At 74.7% G+C, this 19,468-nt stretch carries 15 protein-coding genes; 6 read left to right on the top strand and 9 right to left on the bottom strand.

Annotation, left to right across the window (positions count from 1 at the left end; all coding sequences use genetic code 11):
- Positions 1–40 precede the first annotated feature (40 nt).
- Together ACGF1Z_RS30940 and ACGF1Z_RS30935 are read right to left on the bottom strand one after the other, a co-directional pair.
- Positions 41–1,567, bottom strand: a complete 1,527-nt coding sequence (locus ACGF1Z_RS30940; RefSeq protein WP_393009339.1) for a WD40 repeat domain-containing protein — start codon at positions 1,565–1,567, stop codon at positions 41–43.
- A gap of 61 nt (positions 1,568–1,628) precedes the next feature.
- Positions 1,629–2,609 (bottom strand): FCD domain-containing protein, encoded by a 981-nt coding sequence (locus ACGF1Z_RS30935; protein ID WP_393009338.1) that lies wholly within the window; start codon positions 2,607–2,609, stop codon positions 1,629–1,631.
- A gap of 148 nt (positions 2,610–2,757) precedes the next feature.
- On the opposite strand from ACGF1Z_RS30935, the gene ACGF1Z_RS30930 reads away from it, so the two are divergent.
- Together ACGF1Z_RS30930 and ACGF1Z_RS30925 are read left to right on the top strand one after the other, a co-directional pair.
- Positions 2,758–3,624, top strand: a complete 867-nt coding sequence (locus ACGF1Z_RS30930; RefSeq protein WP_393009337.1) for a (2Fe-2S)-binding protein — start codon at positions 2,758–2,760, stop codon at positions 3,622–3,624.
- A 289-nt stretch (positions 3,625–3,913) separates the two neighbouring features.
- On the top strand, positions 3,914–4,987 hold the full coding sequence (locus ACGF1Z_RS30925; protein WP_393009336.1) for a DUF2637 domain-containing protein: 1,074 nt from the start codon (positions 3,914–3,916) through the stop codon (positions 4,985–4,987).
- A 45-nt stretch (positions 4,988–5,032) separates the two neighbouring features.
- Here the strand turns inward: ACGF1Z_RS30925 and ACGF1Z_RS30920 are convergent, their stop codons facing one another.
- The 4 genes from ACGF1Z_RS30920 to ACGF1Z_RS30905 form a co-directional block, all read right to left on the bottom strand.
- Positions 5,033–5,434, bottom strand: a complete 402-nt coding sequence (locus ACGF1Z_RS30920) for an ATP-binding protein (protein WP_393009335.1) — start codon at positions 5,432–5,434, stop codon at positions 5,033–5,035.
- Between the two features lie 85 nt (positions 5,435–5,519).
- Positions 5,520–7,262: a pyruvate dehydrogenase gene (locus ACGF1Z_RS30915; RefSeq protein ID WP_393009334.1), complete on the bottom strand. Its 1,743-nt coding sequence runs from the start codon at positions 7,260–7,262 to the stop codon at positions 5,520–5,522.
- 27 nt (positions 7,263–7,289) lie between these two features.
- Positions 7,290–8,684 (bottom strand): protein phosphatase 2C domain-containing protein, encoded by a 1,395-nt coding sequence (locus tag ACGF1Z_RS30910; RefSeq protein WP_393009333.1) that lies wholly within the window; start codon positions 8,682–8,684, stop codon positions 7,290–7,292.
- Positions 8,685–8,818: 134 nt separating this feature from the next.
- Entirely contained in the window at positions 8,819–12,646 is a 3,828-nt protein-coding gene (locus tag ACGF1Z_RS30905; RefSeq protein ID WP_393009332.1) for a S8 family serine peptidase, read from the bottom strand.
- Positions 12,647–12,881: 235 nt separating this feature from the next.
- On the opposite strand from ACGF1Z_RS30905, the gene ACGF1Z_RS30900 reads away from it, so the two are divergent.
- From ACGF1Z_RS30900 to ACGF1Z_RS30885, 4 genes are all read left to right on the top strand, one after another.
- Positions 12,882–13,865 carry a helix-turn-helix domain-containing protein gene (locus ACGF1Z_RS30900; RefSeq protein WP_393009331.1) on the top strand — a complete coding sequence of 328 codons (984 nt, stop codon included), beginning with the start codon at positions 12,882–12,884 and terminating at the stop codon, positions 13,863–13,865.
- A 76-nt stretch (positions 13,866–13,941) separates the two neighbouring features.
- Positions 13,942–14,376: a hypothetical protein gene (locus ACGF1Z_RS30895; protein WP_393009330.1), complete on the top strand. Its 435-nt coding sequence runs from the start codon at positions 13,942–13,944 to the stop codon at positions 14,374–14,376.
- 65 nt (positions 14,377–14,441) lie between these two features.
- Positions 14,442–14,924 carry a DUF456 domain-containing protein gene (locus tag ACGF1Z_RS30890; RefSeq protein ID WP_393009329.1) on the top strand — a complete coding sequence of 161 codons (483 nt, stop codon included), beginning with the start codon at positions 14,442–14,444 and terminating at the stop codon, positions 14,922–14,924.
- A 56-nt stretch (positions 14,925–14,980) separates the two neighbouring features.
- Positions 14,981–15,361, top strand: a complete 381-nt coding sequence (locus ACGF1Z_RS30885; RefSeq protein WP_393009328.1) for a PPOX class F420-dependent oxidoreductase — start codon at positions 14,981–14,983, stop codon at positions 15,359–15,361.
- 117 nt (positions 15,362–15,478) lie between these two features.
- Here the strand turns inward: ACGF1Z_RS30885 and ACGF1Z_RS30880 are convergent, their stop codons facing one another.
- From ACGF1Z_RS30880 to ACGF1Z_RS30870, 3 genes are all read right to left on the bottom strand, one after another.
- On the bottom strand, positions 15,479–16,936 hold the full coding sequence (locus tag ACGF1Z_RS30880) for an AlkA N-terminal domain-containing protein (protein WP_393009327.1): 1,458 nt from the start codon (positions 16,934–16,936) through the stop codon (positions 15,479–15,481).
- 181 nt (positions 16,937–17,117) lie between these two features.
- Entirely contained in the window at positions 17,118–18,227 is a 1,110-nt protein-coding gene (gene rsgA / locus ACGF1Z_RS30875) for a ribosome small subunit-dependent GTPase A (RefSeq protein ID WP_393009326.1), read from the bottom strand.
- A gap of 260 nt (positions 18,228–18,487) precedes the next feature.
- Entirely contained in the window at positions 18,488–19,306 is an 819-nt protein-coding gene (locus ACGF1Z_RS30870) for an SDR family NAD(P)-dependent oxidoreductase (protein ID WP_393009325.1), read from the bottom strand.
- Positions 19,307–19,468 lie beyond the last annotated feature (162 nt).

The raw sequence follows: 19,468 nt of genomic DNA, 5'->3' as shown, positions 1-19,468 counted from the left end.
CCCGTGGCGGCGGGAGACGGGCGGCCGGCCGGACCCCGGCTCAGCCGGTCCGTCGCTCCAGGCGGATCAGCGCGTCCTCCAGGCCGACCACGAGGGCGCCGTCCGCCGTGACCGCGACCGCCCGGACCGGCGGCCCGGGGCGGTAGGTCAGGTGGTCGGCCTGCTCCACACGGTGGAGTTCGACCGTGCCGTCGGCCCAGGCGACGCCGAGGACCGGGCCGTGCGGGGTCTCGGTCGCGGCCAGCGAGACGACCGGCGAAGGGCGCTCCGCGAGCGGGGCCGGGTCGGGGTCACGGCCCGGCGTCCAGCGGCGGACCGCCCCGTCGGCGCCGCCGCTGCACACGAAGGGCGTGGCCGACTCGACGGCCGCCACGGCCGTGACCCGCCCGCTGTGCAGCGCCGCCTGGTGCAGCCCGGTCAGTCCGAAGGCGTGCACGGAGCCGAGCCGGTCGCCGACCACCACGGAGCCCGCGATGGCGGCGAGGGCCGTGCCGGGGTGCCGGGTCAAGGTGGCCGAGACCGCCTCCGTGAGGCGTCGCAGATACGGCGGCCGCGGCTCCCTTCCCCGTACGGTGTGCAGCCGCCCGCGTTCGTCGAGCAGCAGCACCGTGCCGTCCGGCGCCGGCGCCAGCGCGGTCACCCGTCCGGTCACCGGGTGGTCGAGCCGGCCCAGCGGGCGCGCGTCGGCGGCCGCGAGCAGCCGCACGGTACCGCCGAGGTCGGCGACGAGCAGCGTCCCGTCCTGTGCGGCGAGCGCGGCGACCGGACCGGGCCACGGCGGGGCGACGTCGCCCGTGACCCGGGTCCACCGCATCCGCCAGGCGGCCTGGGCGGACAGGTCCTCGAGCGCGGGCCGCAGCCGTGGGTCGGCGCCGTCGCCGAGGACGGCGAGCAGTCCGAGGGCCCGGTCCGCGGGGTCGGCGGCCGCGCACAGGGCCTGGCCGGCGCGCAGCCAGGCCGCGCGCAGGCCGCCGTGGGCCTCGCCCGGCTCCCGTACGTAGCCGGTGGTGACGGCCACCGGGTCGGCGGCGCACACGGCGGCGGGGTCCGAGAGTTCCACGGCGGGGCGCTCCGGCGGCTCCTGCTCGGCGGCGGACTCGTCGGCGTCCACCTCCGAGAAGCGGCCCTCGGCGAGGAGCGCGTACTCCGGGGTTCCGGGCCGCACCTCGACGACCAGCCGCACCCGCCCGAGCCGCGCCAGGTCGGCGAGCAGCGCGGCGACGGCCCCGGGCTCGGCGGCCGCGTGCAGGGCGGGGAGCAGCAGCACCGTGCGTGCGGCGCGGCCGTTGTCGGTGGTGGCGAGGGCGCGGACGAGGTCGGCGGGTGACGCGGCGACGACGCCGAGGTGGTCGGCCAGGGCCCATGCCGTGCCGAGCGCGGTGCGCCCGGTCAGCGGGACGAGCGCGCGGGCGCTGCGGTGGCGGCCGGCGGCCCGGGGCCCGTGCGCGGCGAGCCAGCCGAGCAGCCCGGGGGCTCCGGTGACGAGGCAGAGGCGGGGAGCCTCGGGGTCGGTGAGCCACCCGAGCAGGGCCGAGGCTCCGGGGCGCTCCGCGCGGACGGACGGCATGGGCACCTCTCGGTCGGCGCGGCTGGGACGGAAAGCGGGCTGACGCTGTCGACCTTAGTCGTCAGTCCTGCGCTCCGGTGAAGTGCTCCCGTACGAGTGAGGAAACCACCGGGAGATCCTGGGCGACGAGGGCGTCGAGGAGGGCGGTGTGCTCGGCGGCGTCGGCGACGAGTTCGCCGTGCCGGGTGGCCGGGGCGCTGACGAGCGGCCACTGGGAGCGCCGGTGGAGGTCGTCGGCGATGACCAGGAGCTGCTCGTTGCCGGCGAGGGAGAGGACGGCGCGGTGGAAGGCGCGGTCGGCCTCGGCGTAGTGGGCGCGGTCGCCGCGTGCGGCGGCGGTGGCGGTGGCCTCGGCGAGCGGCCGCAGCTCGGCCCAGCGGGCGGCGGGCACGGTGCGGGCGAGCCGGAGCATGACGGGCACCTCGATGAGCGCGCGCACCTCCGCCAGTTCGGCCAGTTCGCGGGGGGTCCGTTCGGTGACGCGGAAGCCGCGGTTGGGCACGACCTCGACGGCGCCCTCGGTGGCGAGCTGCTGCATGGCCTCGCGGACCGGGGTGGCGGACACGCCGAAGCGATCGCCGAGGGCGGGGGCGGAGTAGACCTCGCCGGGGACGAGCTCGCCGCCGACGAGGGCGGTGCGCAGGGCCTGGAGGATCTGTCCGCGCACGGAGTGCCGCCGCACGGTCCGGGGCGCGAGCCCGGGCAGGGGCTCCTCGCCGTGCACGTGCTCGCCGCGGACCTCGTGCCCGCGGGCCTGCTCGGGGACGCGCGCGGCGTCGCGGTGCGCCCGGGAGGCCTCGGGGGCGGGCGGACCCGGTGGGGACCGGCGGTCGCGGGAGGCCGGGGCGCGGAACGCGGAGGGGCGGGAGGGCGCGTCGCGGGTGGGCGGGCCGGGTGCTGCCGGTCCGTGATCTGCCGGGGCCGGCCCGGCCGCGTCACGGGAGGCGGGATCGCGGGGAGCGGCGCCGGGGTCCGCCTCGCCGCCCTCCGCCTGCGGGGCGGACGGTCCTGTCGTCCGCCCGCGCGTGCTGCCCTGCTCCACCCGGGTCCTCCTGCGCCTTCGTACCGGGCCCGGCTCGCGGTTCCCGGGTCCCCCGTGCACGATAGGCGGACGGCGTCGCAGTTCACACATCGAAAGCATCGGGTAAGGTAAGGCTAACCTGCCAACGATCGCGATTCGGTGGTCCCGTATGGCCCTGCCCACCCTGCTGCCGGCTCCCCCCTCCCCGCCCGCCTCGCCCGTCGCCGCCGCCTACGCCCGGCTCGCCGAGGTCTTCCCCGGACTGCACGTCGACGAACGCGCCCGGGACGCGCGGCTGCCGGACGGCGCGGACTGGATCGGCACGGAGCGGATGGCGGCCGGCGGGGCGGACCTGGACGCCTTCCTGGCCTGGGACGAGGAGCAGGTGCGACGGGACTACCAGGCCGCCGCCCGCCCCGACGTGGTGGCGAGCTTCGGACTGCACCGGTACGCATGGCCCGTCTGCCTCCTGGTGACGCTCCCCTGGTTCCTGCACCGCCGGGTGCCCCGGCTGCCCGCCCGGAACGTGGCCTTCCACCGTCCGCTGGGCCGCCTCGCGGTCCGGGTGGAGGAGTTCGCCTGCCTGCCGGGCGACCCGGCCGCCGCCCTTCCGGGAGCGCGGGTGGTCGCGGACGAGGAGGCGCTGCGGGCGGAGGTGCGGGACGCGCTGGCGGAGCACTTCGAGGAACTGCTGGTCGGCTTCGGCCCCCGGATGCGACGCGGCCGGCGCGCCCTGTGGGGCATGGTGACCGACGAGATCGTCGAGGGCCTGTGGTACATCGCGTCACTGCTCGGCGAGGAGGGCCGGGCACTCGCCGAGCTCGAACGCCTGTTGCCGGGCACGGCGAAGCCGTACGTGGGGACGGCCGGCTTCCGCGAGCTCGCCGGCTCGGCCGAGGTGTGCGGAACGACCCGCTCGACCCGCGACCGGGCGACCTGCTGCCTCTTCTACACGCTGCGCCCCGAGGACACCTGCCTCACCTGCCCCCGCACCTCCGACGCGGAGCGGGTCCACCGTCTGGCCGCGACCGCCTGACCGTCCGGTGGCACGAAGGGGCGCCGGGCCGTTCGCTCCGGCGACACCCGCGCTCCGGTCGGCTCCGTGAGACCCGCCGCGGATACGCCACCCGCCCGGGCGGTGTGAATCGAACACAACTCCCCTTCTTCGGGATCCAGTTCGAGCAGATCGCCCCTCTTCGCCCGCCGTACGGCCCCGATGGCGTGCTCTTGCCCCGAAACCCCCTGCCCGCCGCGCACGGTCGGCCAATATGGGCGGCCGTATCGCCCTAATTGCGAGGCACTACTGCGAGGCAAGGGACACCGCAATGAGACTGACCGACATATCGCTGGACTGGCTGCTTCCGGGCGGCGTGATGGTGGCGGGGGTCCTGACGGCGGTGGCGGTGCTCGCGCGCGGGAAGCGCGCCGGTGACCAGACCGCGGCCGAGGACTCCTGGGAGCGCAGCGAGGAGCGCCGCAGACGCAAGGAGGCCGTCTACGGCACCGCCTCGTACGTCCTGCTCTTCTGCTGCGCCGCGGTCGCGGCGGCACTCTCCTTCCACGGGCTGGTCGGCTTCGGCCGGCAGAACCTCAACCTCACCGGAGGCTGGGAGTATCTGGTGCCCTTCGGCCTCGACGGGGCCGCGATGTTCTGCTCGGTGCTCGCCGTCCGCGAGGCCAGCCACGGCGACGCGGCCCTCGGCTCGCGCCTCCTCGTGTGGACCTTCGCGGGCGCGGCGGCCTGGTTCAACTGGGTGCACGCCCCGCGCGGCCTGGGCCACGCGGGCGCCCCGCAGTTCTTCGCGGGCATGTCGCTGTCGGCGGCGGTGCTCTTCGACCGGGCCCTCAAGCAGACCAGGCGGGCCGCGCTGCGCGAACAGGGCCTGATCCCGAGGCCGCTGCCGCAGATCCGCATGGTCCGCTGGCTGCGGGCGCCACGGGAGACCTTCGGCGCCTGGTCGCTGATGCTCCTGGAAGGCGTGCGGACCCTGGACGAGGCCGTCGACGAGGTGCGCGAGGACCGGCGGGAGAAGGAGCAGCACCGGATCCGCCGGAGGGAGCAGGCCAAGCTGGACCGGGCGCGGCTGAAGGCGCTCAACCGGCAGCACCGCGCCTTCGGGCGGGGCGGCCGTCAGGTCGAGGTGGCGGCGCTGGGCGCCGCCCCGGGTGCGGGCTCCGCGTCGGGGCCGGTGCCGGCCGCCGTCGCGGAGCCCGCCATAGCCGACCCCGGACAGCTGCCGCTTCGACCCCGGCCCTCCCTGCAGGCCGTGAAGGGGACTGACACCCGCACGGGCGAGCCCCGGACGGTGGACCTCACCGCCGAGGACGACACCCAGACGCTGCCCCGCCTGGACTCCCTGGAGCGCAAGCTCGCGGATCTGGAGCAGCAGTTCGGCTGACAGTGCCCCTTTTTCACGGTCCGGCGGGGCCGCCCGGGGAGATCCTCAGGCGGCCCCGCCGTTCAGTTCGAACCAGACCACCTTGCCCACGCCGTGGTTCTCCACCCCCCAGGAGTCGGCGAGGGCCTGCACCAGGACGAGGCCCCGGCCGTGCGTACCGTCGTCGGCGTGCGGTACGCGCCGGCCGAGTCCGGAGACGAAGTCCCGCACCTCGACCCGGAGTTGTGCGGGGACGACGGTGGCGGTCACGACCGCCCCGTGGTCGGTGTGGAGGAGGGCGTTGGTCACGAGCTCACTGGTCAGCAGTTCCGCGACGTCGGTGGCACCGGGCTCGCCCCAGGCCCCCAGCATCGCGCGTAAGGCGTGCCGGACCTCCGGCACCGCGGTGAGATCCGCGCATCCCACCTTTCTGTGCAGTTGAGTCGGCTGTCTCGCCTCCCCGGCCATAACCCCCACCCCGTCGTCGATCGAACAGGCTCCCGGGGATGCATGCCCAAGCGCGGGGCCCGCATTCATCGGTGGGCACGGACCGTCAGGGCCGCGGCACGTTCCGCAGGTTCGACCGGGCCATCTGGAGCATCCGCCCCACTCCCCCGTCGAGCACGATCTTGCTCGCGGAGAGCGCGAATCCGGTGACCATCTCGGCGCTGATCTTCGGCGGGATGGAGAGCGCGTTGGGGTCGGTGACGACGTCCACGAGCGCCGGACCCTTGTGCTTGAAGGCGTCCTTCAGGGCGCCCGCGAGCTGCCTGGGCTTCTCCACACGAACTCCGTAGGCGCCGGCGGCGCGCGCGACGGCGGCGAAGTCGGGGTTCTTGTTCGTGGTTCCGTACGAGGGAAGTCCGGCCACCAGCATCTCCAACTCGACCATGCCGAGCGCGGAGTTGTCGAAGAGCACGACCTTCACCGGCAGGTCGTACTGGACGAGCGTGAGGAAGTCGCCCATCAGCATGGAGAACCCGCCGTCACCGGACATCGACACGACCTGCCGCCCGCGGTCGACGAACTGCGCGCCGATGGCCTGCGGCAGGGCGTTGGCCATGGAGCCGTGACTGAAGGAACCGATGATCCTGCGCCGCCCGTTGGGCGTGAGGTAGCGGGCGGCCCAGACGTTGCACATGCCCGTGTCGACGGTGAACACGGCGTCTTCGTCGGCCAGTTCGTCGAGGACCGCGGCCACGTACTCGGGGTGGATCGGGACGTGCTTCTCGACCTTGCGGGTGTAGGCCCTGACCACGCCCTCCAGGGCGTCGGCGTGCTTCTTCAGCATCCGGTCGAGGAAGCGCCGGTCGGTCTTGGCCCGTACGCGGGGAACGACACAGCGCAGGGTCTCGCGGACGTCGCCCCACACCGCGAGGTCGAGCTTGGACCGCCGGCCGAGCCGTTCCGGCCGCACGTCGATCTGCACGATCTTCACGTCGTCCGGTAGGAAGGCGTTGTAGGGGAAGTCGGTGCCGAGCAGGATCAGCAGATCGCACTCGTGGGTGGCCTCGTAGGCGGCGCCGTAGCCGAGGAGGCCGCTCATCCCGACGTCGTACGGATTGGCGTACTGGATCCACTCCTTGCCGCGCAGCGCGTGCCCGACGGGCGACTTGACCCGTTCGGCGAACTGCATGACCTCGGCGTGCGCGCCCGCGGTGCCGCTGCCGCAGAACAGTGTCACCCGTTCGGCCTCGTCGATCATCCGGACCAGGGCGTCGATCTCCCCGTCACCCGGCCGGACGGTGGGCCGTGAGGTGACGAGCGCGGTCTCGGCCGGCTTGTCGGGGGCGGGCTGCGAAGCGATGTCGCCCGGTAGGGAGACCACGCTGACGCCGCCCTGTCCGACCGCGTGCTGGATCGCGGTCTGCAGCAGTCGGGGCATCTGCCGGGGGTTGGAGATCAGCTCGCTGTAATGGCTGCACTCGCGGAACAGCTGGTCCGGGTGGGTCTCCTGGAAGTAGCCGAGGCCGATCTCGCTGGAGGGGATCTGGGAGGCGAGGGCGAGCACCGGGGCCATCGAGCGGTGGGCGTCGTACAGGCCGTTGACGAGGTGCAGATTGCCCGGACCGCAGGAGCCCGCGCAGGCCGCGAGCTTCCCGGTGATCTGTGCCTCGGCGCCCGCGGCGAAGGCGGCCGTCTCCTCGTGCCGGACCTGGATCCAGTCGATGGCGGGTTCACGGCGGATCGCGTCGACGACGGGATTCAGGCTGTCGCCGACCACTCCGTAGAGGCGCTGGACGCCCGCGCGCACGAGGATGTCGACGAACTGTTCTGCGACATTCTGTCTGCCCATGGGTCCATCAACCCATGGGCGGGGAGGTTACGCCTCCCAGACGGCCACCCCCGTACGGTCGTCGGCGTAACCGGTGACCCGCAGTTGGGTGTCGGCGAGGAAGGCGGCGAGGCCGGGTGGTTCGGCGGCCGGCGCCCAGCGGGCGGCGAGCTCGCGGGCGAGCGCCGGTTCGCCGCGCAGGGGGGCTGCCAGGCCGGGCGAGGCGAGCAGCAGGGTGTCGCCCGCCCGGGCGACGGAGGCGCGGAAGCGGAAGGGTTCGGCGGGCGGCGGCAGCGGGTCCTCGACGAAGGGCCGGCCGGGGGCGTCGGTGACGCCGAGCCGCATGGTGTGCCGGTCGCCGTCCGCACCGGCCTCGGGCACGTCGGGGACCTCGGGGGCGTGCGACGCCGCCGCCCGCGGTCCGGCACTCGGGGGCGGGGAGCCGAAGCCGACGACGGGCGCGCCGACGGTCGCCGAGGGTTCGGGCAGGAGTGGCTCGATGTCCTGCCAGGAGCCGTCGCGGAGCCGGAAAAGCCCGCCGGGCCCGATGCCGAAGAAGACCCGGGTGCGGCACTCGGGATCGGCGGAGAGCAGCAGGCAGCGCAGCCCGGCCGTGTACTCCTCGGGGTCGAGGCCGCGTTCGACGGCGCGGGAGCGGAGTCGGCCGTAGGTGCGGTCGGTGAGCCGGTGGAGGCCGGACTTGAGGTCGCCCCGGCGGCCGGAGCGGATGTCCTCGGAGAGCCGGGCGTGGCTGCGGCCCACGGCCTCGCCGATCCAGCGGCAGACGTCGGCGGCGGCGAGGTGGCTGCGTTCGGCGGCCCGCCTCCCGGCGGCGACGGCGACGAGCACGAGGGCGGCCTCGTCCTGGCCGAAGCGGGCGGTGAGGAGGGCGTCGCGGCGGGGTTCGCCGCGGAAGCGGGCGGAGTCCCCGCGGACGGACGCGGCGCGCAGGGTGTAGGCGCCGTAGCGGGCACCGTCGAGGACGGTGTCGGCGACGAGTGCTTCGAGCTCGCCGGGGTGGGCGGCGGGCAGGTGGGTGGGCTCGGCCTCGTAGGTCGGCGGCCGGGTGCCGACGTGTCCGCTCCGGGGCCTGGGCGCGGGGACCTGCACGGTGGGTGTCTCGCCGGACGCGCTCGCGGCAGGCGGGCTCCCGGCGGACGCGCCGGCGACGGGCGGGCTGCCGGCGGGCGTCGGCGCGGCTGTCCGGGCGGCCGGCCCGGGCAGCTCGGCCTCGACGGCCGGCGCCGGCGGCCGCGGGGGCGGCGGGGGTGCTTCGGCGGGCCGGGCGGGCGCCTCGGCCGTGCCCGCCGGTTCTGCCGCGGTGGTCCGGGCGGCGGAGTCGTAGCGCTCGTCGAGGCTGTCGCCGGTCGGGACGGGCCCGGTGTCGGGCGCCGCCTCGTCGTAGAGCTCGTCCCACCAGCTGGTGTCCCCCTGCTGCGTCATGCCCCTATTGTCCACCGCACGGGCCGTCGGAAAACGGGACATCCACAAAAGTGTCGCGGTGAATCGGGGGCACGAAAGGGGTCCGCCGGACGACCCCACCCCCCACGGGAAGGACGCCCGGCGGACCGGCGTGATCAGCGCACGTCGTAAGCGCGGACCACGGTCTGGGTGACGGAGTTGCCGTTGGCGTCCGTCAGTTCGGACTTCAGGGTGACCTGCTTGCCGGTGGCGCCCGCGTGGTTCACGGTCGCGGTCCAGGCGTCGCCCTGGTGGGAGACCCGTGCATCGGTCCAGGTCGTGCCGCCGTCGTAGGAGTACGAGAGCCTGACCGAGGTGAGGGCGGCGGCCTGGTAGCCCGCGTGGCCCGTCACGCCGAGGCCGATCTGCTGGCCGTCGGTCGCCGCGAGGGTCTTGAGTCCGTCCTCCGGAAGGTCGTACCGGGGGAAGAGAATCGGGATGCCTTGAGAATAGACGTTCTCGTCGAGCTTGGAGGTGAATCTCCAAACAGAGTTGACCGAGACCGAGCGGGCCCACACCTTGCTGCCGATCTTCATGGTGTTCTGCTCGAGGGTGTACGTGCCCGGCTCGGCCGGCACCTCGAAGACCCCGAACGGCCAGCCGGTCTCACCGATCTCGACTCCGTCCCTGCTCAGCCGCAGGCTGCCGATGTCGCCGAAGGAACCGGGCTCGGCTTGGTGCGTGGCGTCGCCCCACATGGCGTCGGCGAAGCCGATGAGGTTGCCCTGCCGCTCGGAGACCAGCACGGGCCGGCCGGCGGCGTCGCGCGGGGCGGTCGGGGCGATGACGCCGTCGTACCAGTTCTCGGTGCGGCGCTCGCCGGGGGTGTAGGCGTGGCGTTCGCCGACCATCAGCTCGCCGAAGGGGAAGCTGCTGCCGACGAACGACTGCCAGGCGATGTCGCCGGCGGTGTGGTACGCGGTGCGGGTGCCGGGGGCGGGGACGGTCTCCAGGGACCCGAAGCTGACGACGGTGCCGTCGGGCCGGTAGGCGGCGGGGAACTCGACGAAGTCGGTGTCGATGCCGGAGGAGCCGTAGCGGGAGTCCGTCCGGCCCAGGCCCCGGTCCTCGACCCGGTAGGTCCGGTCGTCGTGGAGGCCCCGGGTCTCCGGGAAGGCCAGGTTGTAGACGTACGGGCTCTTCGCCGTGGCCTTCCAGGCGAGCGTGACCTCGCCGGCGGCCAGCCTCCCGAGCAGCTGCGTGGCTTCCGCCGCGGGCACCGAGAGGACCGGCAGGCCGATTCCGGTGAAGCCGCCGCTCGGGTACCAGCGGCCGTCGGCCCGGTGGTACGCGAGCACGGCGACGGCGCCTGCCGCCTTGGCGTTGCGGGCGAGGACGCTCGCGCCGGTGCTGTCGTCGGGCAGGCGGACCAGGGCGACCCGGCCCTTGACCTGGGCGGCGACGAGCTCCTCGGGGGTGCCGGTGCCCGCGTCGACGAGCCGGGCGGAGCCGGTGCCGTCGAGGTTGTCGGAGGCCAGGGAGCCGGTCAGCGGGTGCAGGCGCAGCCCGTCGGACGTCCTGAGCTCGCTGATCTGGGGGGCGGCGGCCCGCCAGTAGCTGCCGAACTCGAAGGTGCCGTCCTCGGCGCGGCCTTCGACGGAGGCGTAGTAGCCGCGGATGGTGCGCGGTCCGGCGGCGGTGCCGGCGTGCAGCCAGGTGCCGTCCCAGGCCCGGCTGAACGCGAGTGTGGCGCCCCGGAGTTCGGAGGGCTGCTGGGTGCGGACCTGCAGGCGGTGGGCCCGGCGGGCGTCGAGGACGACGGTGGTGTCCTTCTTCAGCTCCAGCTGCGGGCGGGCGAGGTAGCTCACCGAGTCGTTGAGCGTGGCGCCCTGGCCCGCGTCGGGGGTGGTGACGAAGGAGGAGAGGAAGTAGCTGCCGGCGCGCAGCCGGTAGACCTGGTCGGCGGAGCCCTCGTTGAAGCGGCGCTCGCCGCGGGCGTCGTCGGTGCCGATGACGTCCAGCGAGGAGGCGCCGTCGGCGGCCTTGCCCTGACGGTCGATCAACTTGACGCGGAGGGTGAGGGTTTCGGGCTCGACGTAGAGCGCGAACGGGGTGGACACGTGGATGCCCTTGCCGGCGGCGCTGCCGGTGGCCACCACGCGTCCGGTGACGTCGCCGTACTGGGCGCGCTCCAGGCGGGCGGTGGGGTCGAGCTTGAGCGGGACCTCGACGGTGGCCCCGGCCGGAACGGTCACGGTCCGCCGGGCGAGGCGGGCGACGGGGGAACGAACGGCGGAGCCGTCGTTGCCGGTCACCTTCTCGACGGCGAGGCCGAGGGTGACGGGCGCGTCGCCGGTGTTGGTGTAGGGGACGGCGACGGTGGTGCGGTCGCTCCTGTCCTGCGGCCAGGCGAAGGTGCCGCCCTGGACGGCGGGTGCGCCGAGGACCGTCTGGTCGATCGCGGCCTTGACGTCGAGGCGGCCGCCGCCGACCTCGCGGGCGTCACCGGGGACGCCGCTGTCGGCGGAGGAGACGAGCGCGGCCTTGATCTGCTGGGCGGTCCAGTCGGGGTGGCGCTGCTTGACCACGGCGGCGGCGCCCGCGACGTGCGGGGTGGCCATCGAGGTGCCGGACATCGACCGGTAGGCGTAGACGCCGCGGCCGCCGGCCGCGGCGGCGGAGATACCGACGCCGGGGGCGGCGATCTCCGGCTTGAGGGTGTGGGCGGCGTCGGCCGCGGGCCCGCGGCTGGAGAAGGGGGCCGTGGAGTCGTCGCGGTCGGTGGCGCCGACGGTGAGGACGCTCGGCGCGCAGCCGGGCGAGGAGACCGTGTTGGTGGCGGGGCCCGTGTTGCCGGCGGCTATGACGAACAACGTTCCCTTGTTCTGGGCGAGTTGTTCGGCGGCGACGCTCATCGGGTCGGTGCAGTCGGTCTCGGAGGGATTGCCGAGACTCATGGAGACGACGTCGGCGCCCTGGGCGACGGCCCACTCCATGCCGGCGATGATCCAGGAGGTGGCGCCGGACCCGGAGTCGTTGAGGACCTTGCCGTTGAGGAGGGCCGCGCCGGGGGCGACGCCCTTCTTCCTGCCGCCGCTCGCGGCGCCGCTGCCGCCGACGGTGGAGCTGGTGTGGGTGCCGTGGCCCTGGCGGTCGTCCGCGCTGTCGGAGTCGGTGAAGTTCTCCGCGGCGACGATCCGGCCCTTGAGGTCGGGGTGCTCGGCGTCGGCGCCCGTGTCGAGGACGGCGACCTTGGTACCGGTGCCGTCGAAACCGGCGGCCCAGGCCTCGGGGGCGTGGACCTGGGCGGTCGAACGCTCCAGGGTGGCCTGCACCTTGCGGTCGAGCCACAGCTTCTTCGGGCCACCGGCGGCCGACCGGCCGGCCGCGGGGCCGGTGACGTCGGCCCAGAAGGCGGCGGCCTGCTTCTTGTCGGCCTTCAGCGCGACCGCGTCGACGCTCTTCAGGACCGGCCCGCGGGTGGCACCGCGCGGGGCGGCCGGCACCGCGCGGGCGGTGGCCAGGTCCGTGCCGTAGACGGCGATGAGGGGCAGGGTGGCCGAACCGGCGTCGTCGTAGCCCTGACGGATGAGGCCGGTGACGTTGAAGAGCTCCTCGTCGACCCGGCCGGCCGCCAGCGCGGCGGTGGCGCCCTCGGGATAGACGTAGAGGTCCCGGCCGGACCGGCGGGTCTGCAGGAACGGCACGGTGCCGTCCTCGCGGGGCAGCGCGGCGGCGGCCGCGGCGCCCGCGGCGTCGCGGGTCACCATGACCCGGTCGCCGGTCACGAGGGTGACCGTGGCGGTCCTCCTCCAGCCTTCGGCCGGGGGGACCCCCATCTCGCTTCGCTGGCCGGCGCGGGCGGCTGCCTCGCTGCCCACCAGCGGTCGCTTGCCGGTCGCCGGGTCGTCCTGCGGCGCTGCTGCCGCGGACGCCGAGACCGCGGTGACGGCCAGGACGGCGGCGGTCGCCGCCCCCAGGGCCGTACGCGAAAACGGGCGCATCGCTCTCCCCATCTGAATCCGGGCATGACGGCACAAGCTGCCCATGTCCGGAGGCTGTTGGTGCTGCGGTGGCGCCACATTGGCAGAGGTGAGGGTGGTGCAGGCAGGATGGGCGCGGCGGGAATGCGCCGTGGCCGATTCCCGCCACAGCACCAACGGAACGAATGCGTCCGGTGGGGGCCCGGGAAATGTCCCGGGTCGTCCGGGGACGTCCGCGCGAGGGGTGGGGTCAGCGATGCTGGGAGCGATAGGTCTCGACGAACGGCAGGAGTCCGCCTACCGCGCGCTGGTCGCGATGGGCGCGGCCGAGGTCTCCGACCTGGCCCATCGGCTCGCCCTGCCCGAGGGCGACACCGAACGGGCACTGCGCCGCCTGGAGGCCCAGGGCCTGGCCGCCCAGTCCTCGGCCCGCACCGGCCGCTGGGTCGCCGCCCCGCCCGGGGTGGCGCTCGGCGCGCTGCTCACCCAGCAGCGGCACGAGCTGGAGCAGGCCGAGCTGGCGGCGGCGCTGCTCGCCCAGGAGTTCCGCGCCGAGGCCACGGAGCCGGCCGTGCACGACCTGGTCGAGGTGGTGACCGGCGCGAGCGCCGTCACGCACCGTTTCCTGCAGCTCCAGCTCGGCGCGACGGAGGAGGTCTGCGCGCTGGTGACCGGCAAGCCGATCGCCGTGTCCGGCCTGGAGAACACCGCGGAGGCGCTGGCCGTCGAGCGGGGCGTCCACTACCGCGTGGTGATCGAGCGCGAGGTGCTCGGCCTGCCCTCCGGCCTGGCCGAGCTGTCCGCGGCGCTCGGCCGCCACGAGCAGATCCGCGTGGTGGACCGGGTGCCCACCAAGCTCGTGGTCGCCGACCGCACCCTGGCGATGGTTCCGCTCACCGGCCGTGGCGCCGAGCCGGCGGCGCTCGTGGTGCACGCGAGCGGCCTGCTCGAATCGCTCATGGGCCTCTTCGAGTCGGTCTGGCGCGACGCCCTGCCGCTGCGGCTCGGCGCGGGCGCGCAGGTGACCGAGGAGGAGACCGCGGGCCCCGACCCCACGGACCTGGAGATCCTCAGCCTGCTGCTCGCCGGCATGACGGACGCGAGCGTGGCCAAGCAGCTCGACCTGGGCCTGCGGACGGTGCAGAGACGGGTGAAGGGCCTGATGGAACTGACCGGGGTGACGACCCGGCTGCAGCTGGGCTGGCACGCCTACGAGAAGGGATGGGTGGCCCGCCGCTGAGCCGCGCGGGGCCGTATGGCAGGGTGAGCGCCCGGTTTTCGTCCGAGTCCACCGACGCCCCCCAGGAGCACCGCCCATGAACGGAAGGCGCCGCCGCGCCCTGCTGACCGCCGTCACCCCGATGCTGGAGCCCGGGGAGAGGGTGGAGGTCACCTCGCTCGTCAACCTGAGCTCGGTGTCGGTGCGCCGGACGGCCGCGTTCGGGATCGCGTCGGCGATCGCGAGCGGCGGCGCGCTCGCCGTGGTCCCCGTGCCGACGCCGATGTACCTGGCGATGACGGACCGCCGGATCTTCGTCTTCCGGGCGGACCCGGTGTTCGCGAAGCCGGTCGAGCACACCATGACGATCCAGCGGGAGGGCCTGTTCCGCTCGGAGATCAAGGAGCGGATCCTGAACTCCTCCTTCGTGCTCTCCTCGCCCTACAGCGAGACCACCGTGAAGGTCGTCTTCCCGCTGATCGACCGCAAGGCGCGCAATCTGGTCGCCGCGGCCCTGCCGATCGCCCGCTGACCGGCCCGTCCCCCGTCCGCCCCGCTTGACCTGCGAGAACACCGCCCGTCCTGCACCCTTGGCAGATGGGTGTGTGGCAGCTCCTGCTGATCGCGATGGTGATGCTGCTCGGCCTGTTCGGGGTCCTGACGCCCGGCGTGCCGGGAACGTGGCTGGTGTGGGCGGCGATGCTGTGGTGGTCGCTGCACGAGCAGACCGGCCTCGCCTGGATCCTCCTCGTCTCCTCCACCGGCCTGCTGCTCCTCACCCAGGTGGTCGTGTGGCAGCTGCCGCCCCGCCGCTTCCGGGGCGTCGGCATCACCCGGCGGATGGTGGCGTACGCCGGCATCGGCGCGTTGCTGGGCTTCTTCCTGATCCCGGTGCTCGGCGCGATCCCCGGCTTCGTCGGCGGCATCTACCTCTCCGAACGCCTCCGCCTGGGCGGCCACGGCCAGGCACGGGCGGCCACCCGCGCGGTGATGCGCGCCGCGGGGACGAGCGTGCTGGTGGAACTGTTCGCCTGTCTGCTGATCGTGGGGGCGTGGGCGGGGGCGGTGATCTGGGGCTGAGCGCAGTCCGCCGCGCCGCTGCACCGGGGCGGTGCCCGCGGCGCGATGCTGGGGGTATGAGGGATTTCGACGGTTTCAGCGAGGCCGAGCAGGCGTATCTGCGGACGCAGCGGCTCGGCCGGATGGCCACGGTCGACCCCACCGGGCAGCCGCAGGCCAACCCGGTGGGCTTCTTCCCGCAGGACGACGGCACGGTCCTGGTCGGCGGGCGGGCCATGGGCGGGACGAAGAAGTGGCGCAACCTCCGGACCAATCCGAAGGTCGCGCTGGTCGTCGACGACCTGGCGAGCGTCCGCCCCTGGCAGGTGCGCGGCCTGGAGATCCGCGGCGAGGCGGAGCTCCTGGTGGGCCCGCACCTCCTGGGCCCGTACTTCAGCGAGGAGGTGATCCGCATCCACCCGCGCCGGATCCACAGCTGGGGGCTCGACGAGGTCTAGGGCCTGTCCGTCTCCGGGTGGCCCGGCGCGTCGGCAGACGACCGGCAGGGTGTCCCCGGGAGTGTCCGGTCCGCCGTCCGGCGACCGGCAGGGCATCCCCCCGGGGGGTCGGGCCCGTCACGCCGGGCGCGGGCCCCGGTCGGTGCGGCCTCCCTGGCAGACCCCGAGATAGCGGCCCGCGTACGAGCGCCAGGGGCGCCATTCCGGGTGGTCGGGGAGGCCTGGGGGCGCGACGTCCGGGTCGCCGAGGGCGCGCGTGCGGATGACGGCGGCGGCCTGCGGGGTGACCCCGGGGACCGCGGCGAGGGCCGCTGCGGAGGCGTCCCGGTCCGCGCCCGGGTCGAGCCGGAGGGTCCCGTCGGCGAGCGCCGCGGCCAGCGGGCCGGCGACCGGGTGGCCGGTGAGCGCACCGGGCTCGGGGAAGACGCTGCGCAGCGTGCCGCAGGGGGTCTCCAGGGGCGTGCCGTACCGCGCGACCAGCCGCGCGGCCTCCTCCGGTCCGACGACCGTCCGCAGGGCGAACTCCTCCGGTTCGGCCGTGCCGGGTGAGCGTACGCCGGGCCGCTCGGCGACCTCGGCGGCCAGGGCCGGGTCGGCGCCGAGGCGTTCCGCGACGGCGTACGGGTCGGCGTCCAGGTCGAGCAGCCGCCGCAGCCGCTGGACGGCGGTGGTGAGGTCGCGGAGCTCGGTCAGGTGGATGCGGGCCTCCAGCCAGCGGCCCGGGGAGCGCTCGTCGACGGACACGATCCCGATGCCGTACGGGAGCCGGAGCGTGCGCCGGTACGTGCGGGCTCCGCGCGCGCCGACGACCTCCTCGATGCCCGGCACCGCCTCGGCGGCCAGCAGGTCGAAGACCTCCCCGGCGGCGTACGGCCCCCGGTGCGCGAGCCGCAGCGGGACCCCGGCGGCGAGCGCGGTGCGCGGGCCCGCGCCGGTGCCGGACTCGGTGCGCAGCTCGGTCGGGGTGCGGGCGTAGACGGCGCGCATGGTGTCGTTGAACTGCCGGACGCTGGCGAAGCCGGACGCGAAGGCGATCTCGGTGACGGGCAGCCCGGTGGTCTGCAACAGCAGCCGCGCGGTGTGTGCGCGCTGGGCGCGGGCGAGCGCGACGGGGCCCGCCCCGAGCTCGGCGGTGAGCTGCCGCTGCACCTGCCGGGCGCTGTATCCGAGGCGTACGGCGAGACCCGGCACGCCCTCACGGTCCACGACCCCGTCGCCGATCATGCGCATGGCCCGTGCGACGACGTCGGCCCGCACGTTCCACTCCGCGGAGCCGGGCACGGCGTCGGGCCGGCACCGCCGGCAGGCCCGGAAGCCGTGCCCCTGCGCGGCCGCGGCGGTGGGGAAGAAGCTGACGTTGCGCCGCTTGGGGGTGACGGCGGGGCAGCTGGGCCGGCAGTAGATGCCGGTGGTGGCGACGGCGAAGAAGAACACTCCGTCGAACCGCGCGTCCCTGCTGCTGACCGCCTCGTACCGGGTGTCCTCGTCCGGGCTCGGGCCTGCCGCCGTGTCCGGCGTCGCAGGGCCGGCCGCCGTCGCGGTCTCCTTCTCGCTCGCCGTCGCCGTGTCCGTCATGCCTCCAGTCTGCGGGAGTGCAGGGGGCCCGGCTGGCGGATTTCGGACACGGAGACGGGGGCGAGGCCGGGTGCGGGCGGCGGGAGCGGGCGGCCCCGGAGCACGCCCGCCATCCGTCAGCCGTCCCCTGCCACCCGTCAGCGCCCGGCTGCCCGCGCGGACGCGAGCAGCCGGCAACGGCTCAGCGGACGCGGCCCCGCTTGAGGGCCAGCGCCGCGCGGCCCTCGGCGCCCTTACGCTTCCAGTCCTTGAGGATCTCGGCGCGGACGCGTGCGTCGGTCTTGGCGACCAGCCGCTGGTTCTCCCGGAGGAGCTTCTGGTAGCTCTCCAGTCGCCGCTCGGGAAGGGACCCGTCGGCGATGGCGGCGGTGACCGCACAGCCGGGCTCCGACGCATGGCCGCAGTCCTGGAAGCGGCACCGCGCCGCCAGGTCCTCGATCTCGGCGAAGACCTGCCCCACCCCGGCCTCGGCGTCCCAGAGCCCCACGCCCCGCAGGCCCGGCGTGTCGATGAGCACGCCGCCGCCGGGGAGGACGAGCAGATTGCGGGTGGTCGTGGTGTGCCGGCCCTTGCCGTCCACGTCACGCGCGGCGCGGACGTCCATGACGTCGTCGCCGAGCAGGGTGTTGGCGAGGGTCGACTTGCCGGCGCCGGAGACGCCGAGCAGCACGCTCGTGCCGCCCGCCGCGACCGCGCGGAACACGTCGAGTCCCGCGCCGGTGTGGGAGCTGACGGGCAGGACCTGGACGCCGGGGGCGACCGTCTCGACGTCCTCGACCAGATAGGACAGGCCGACGGGGTCGGGCACCAGATCGGCCTTGCTGAGGACGACGAGCGGGTGCGCGCCGGACTCCCAGGCGAGCGCCAGGAAGCGCTCGATCCGGCCGAGGTCGAGCTCGACGGCCAGTGAGACGGTGATGATCGCGTTGTCGACGTTGGCGGCGAGGATCTGGCCCTCAGACCGCTTGGACGAGGTGGATCGGGCGAAAGCCGTACGGCGCGGCAGGCATGCCCGGACGTAGCGGGGGTCGCCGGCGCCGTCGGGGTCGACGGCGGCCCAGTCGCCGGTGCAGATGACACGCAGCGGATCGTGCGGGGTGACGAACGCGGTGTCGGCGCGCACGAGCCCCTCGGGGGTCACGAGATCGCACTGCCCGCGGTCGACCCGGACGACCCGCCCGGGCAGCAGTCCCTGAGCGGCGTAGGGGGCGAACTCGGCCTCCCAGCCCTCGTCCCAGCCGTAGGTACGCAGGGAGGAGAAGGAGGAAGAAGAGGAAAGCGAGGAAGACAAGGGGAGCCCTTCACAGGGTGGCCCCGGCGCTGCGCGCAGGCAGCTGGAAGAAGAGGTCAGCCGGTGGCCACGGAGGTGGAGTGAACGATCATCTGGATGCGGGCACGGCCCTTCGTGACGACAGCCATCGGTCACACCTCCTGGTCTCTGCGGTCTTCCGGACCACGGCCTTCCGGGGCCGCGGTCTTCGTGAGCGTTCACCGTAGCGCGGCCCCGGCGGGGACCGCCACGTATTTGTTCCTCCCCCGGTCCTCCTCCCTTCAGCGCCGGATCAGGCGGTGCGTCAGCTCCGTCAACCGGGCCCGGGCTTCGGTGTCGTATGCCTGCTCGTGGGCCCGGCTGTCGGTGAACCGGTCGAAGTAGCGCCCGGTGGTGCCGGCGAGTTCGGGGGCGAGGAGCAGGCGCACGGTCGGCCGGACCCCTTCCCCGGTGCCGACGGCGGGCGTCAGCCCGTACGCGCGGACGCCGGGCGTGTCCATGAGATGGGCGGGGTGCAGGGCGTTCACCGTCACCCCGGTGCCCCGCAGTTCGGCGGCGAGCTCGAAGGTGGCCATGATCAGGGCCAGCTTGCTGCGGCAGTAGGCGCGCAGGCCCTCGTAGCCGCGCTCCAGCATGACATCGTCGAAGTCGACGGCTTCCTGGCCGATGGACGCGACGTTGACGACGCGGGCGGGAGCCGAGGCCGTGAGCAGCGGCAGCAGGCCGCGGGTGAGGGCATAGGGCGCCAAGTGGTTGACGGCGAAGCGGAGTTCGTGGCCCTGGGCGCTGAGCTCACGCACCAGCGGGCGGGCTCCGCCGCCGGCCACGGCGTTGTTGATCAGACCGTCGAGACGCGGTTCCGTCGCGCGGACGCGCTCGGCGAGGGCGTGCACCTGGTCGAGGTCGGCCAGATCGGCGGCGTACGTGCGGACCGTGGTGCCCGGTGCGGCGACGGCCCGCGCCTCGGCGGCCACGGCCTCCAGCCGGTCGCGGTCCCGGCCGTGCAGCAGGAGCGTGCCGCCGCGCCCGGCCAGGTCGAGGGCGAGGGCGCGGCCCATGCCGGAGGTGGCGCCGGTGACGAGGGTGGTGCGCTGGTTCATGGCGCCGACGTTGTCAGGGCGCGGCGCGGAGTGGGGAGTGGGTGGCGCACCTGGTGTCGGCACCACCAGCCTGGACACGCTGTGCGGGGCGGGTGCGCAGGGCAAGGTGCGAGGTGGATCCAGCCCTGAAACCGGAAGCACTGCGCGCCTCGCATGGCACCA

Source organism: Streptomyces sp. NPDC048018, from assembly GCF_043202995.1.
GTDB lineage: Bacteria > Actinomycetota > Actinomycetes > Streptomycetales > Streptomycetaceae > Streptomyces.
This window is presented reverse-complemented; position numbering and strand designations above follow the sequence as displayed.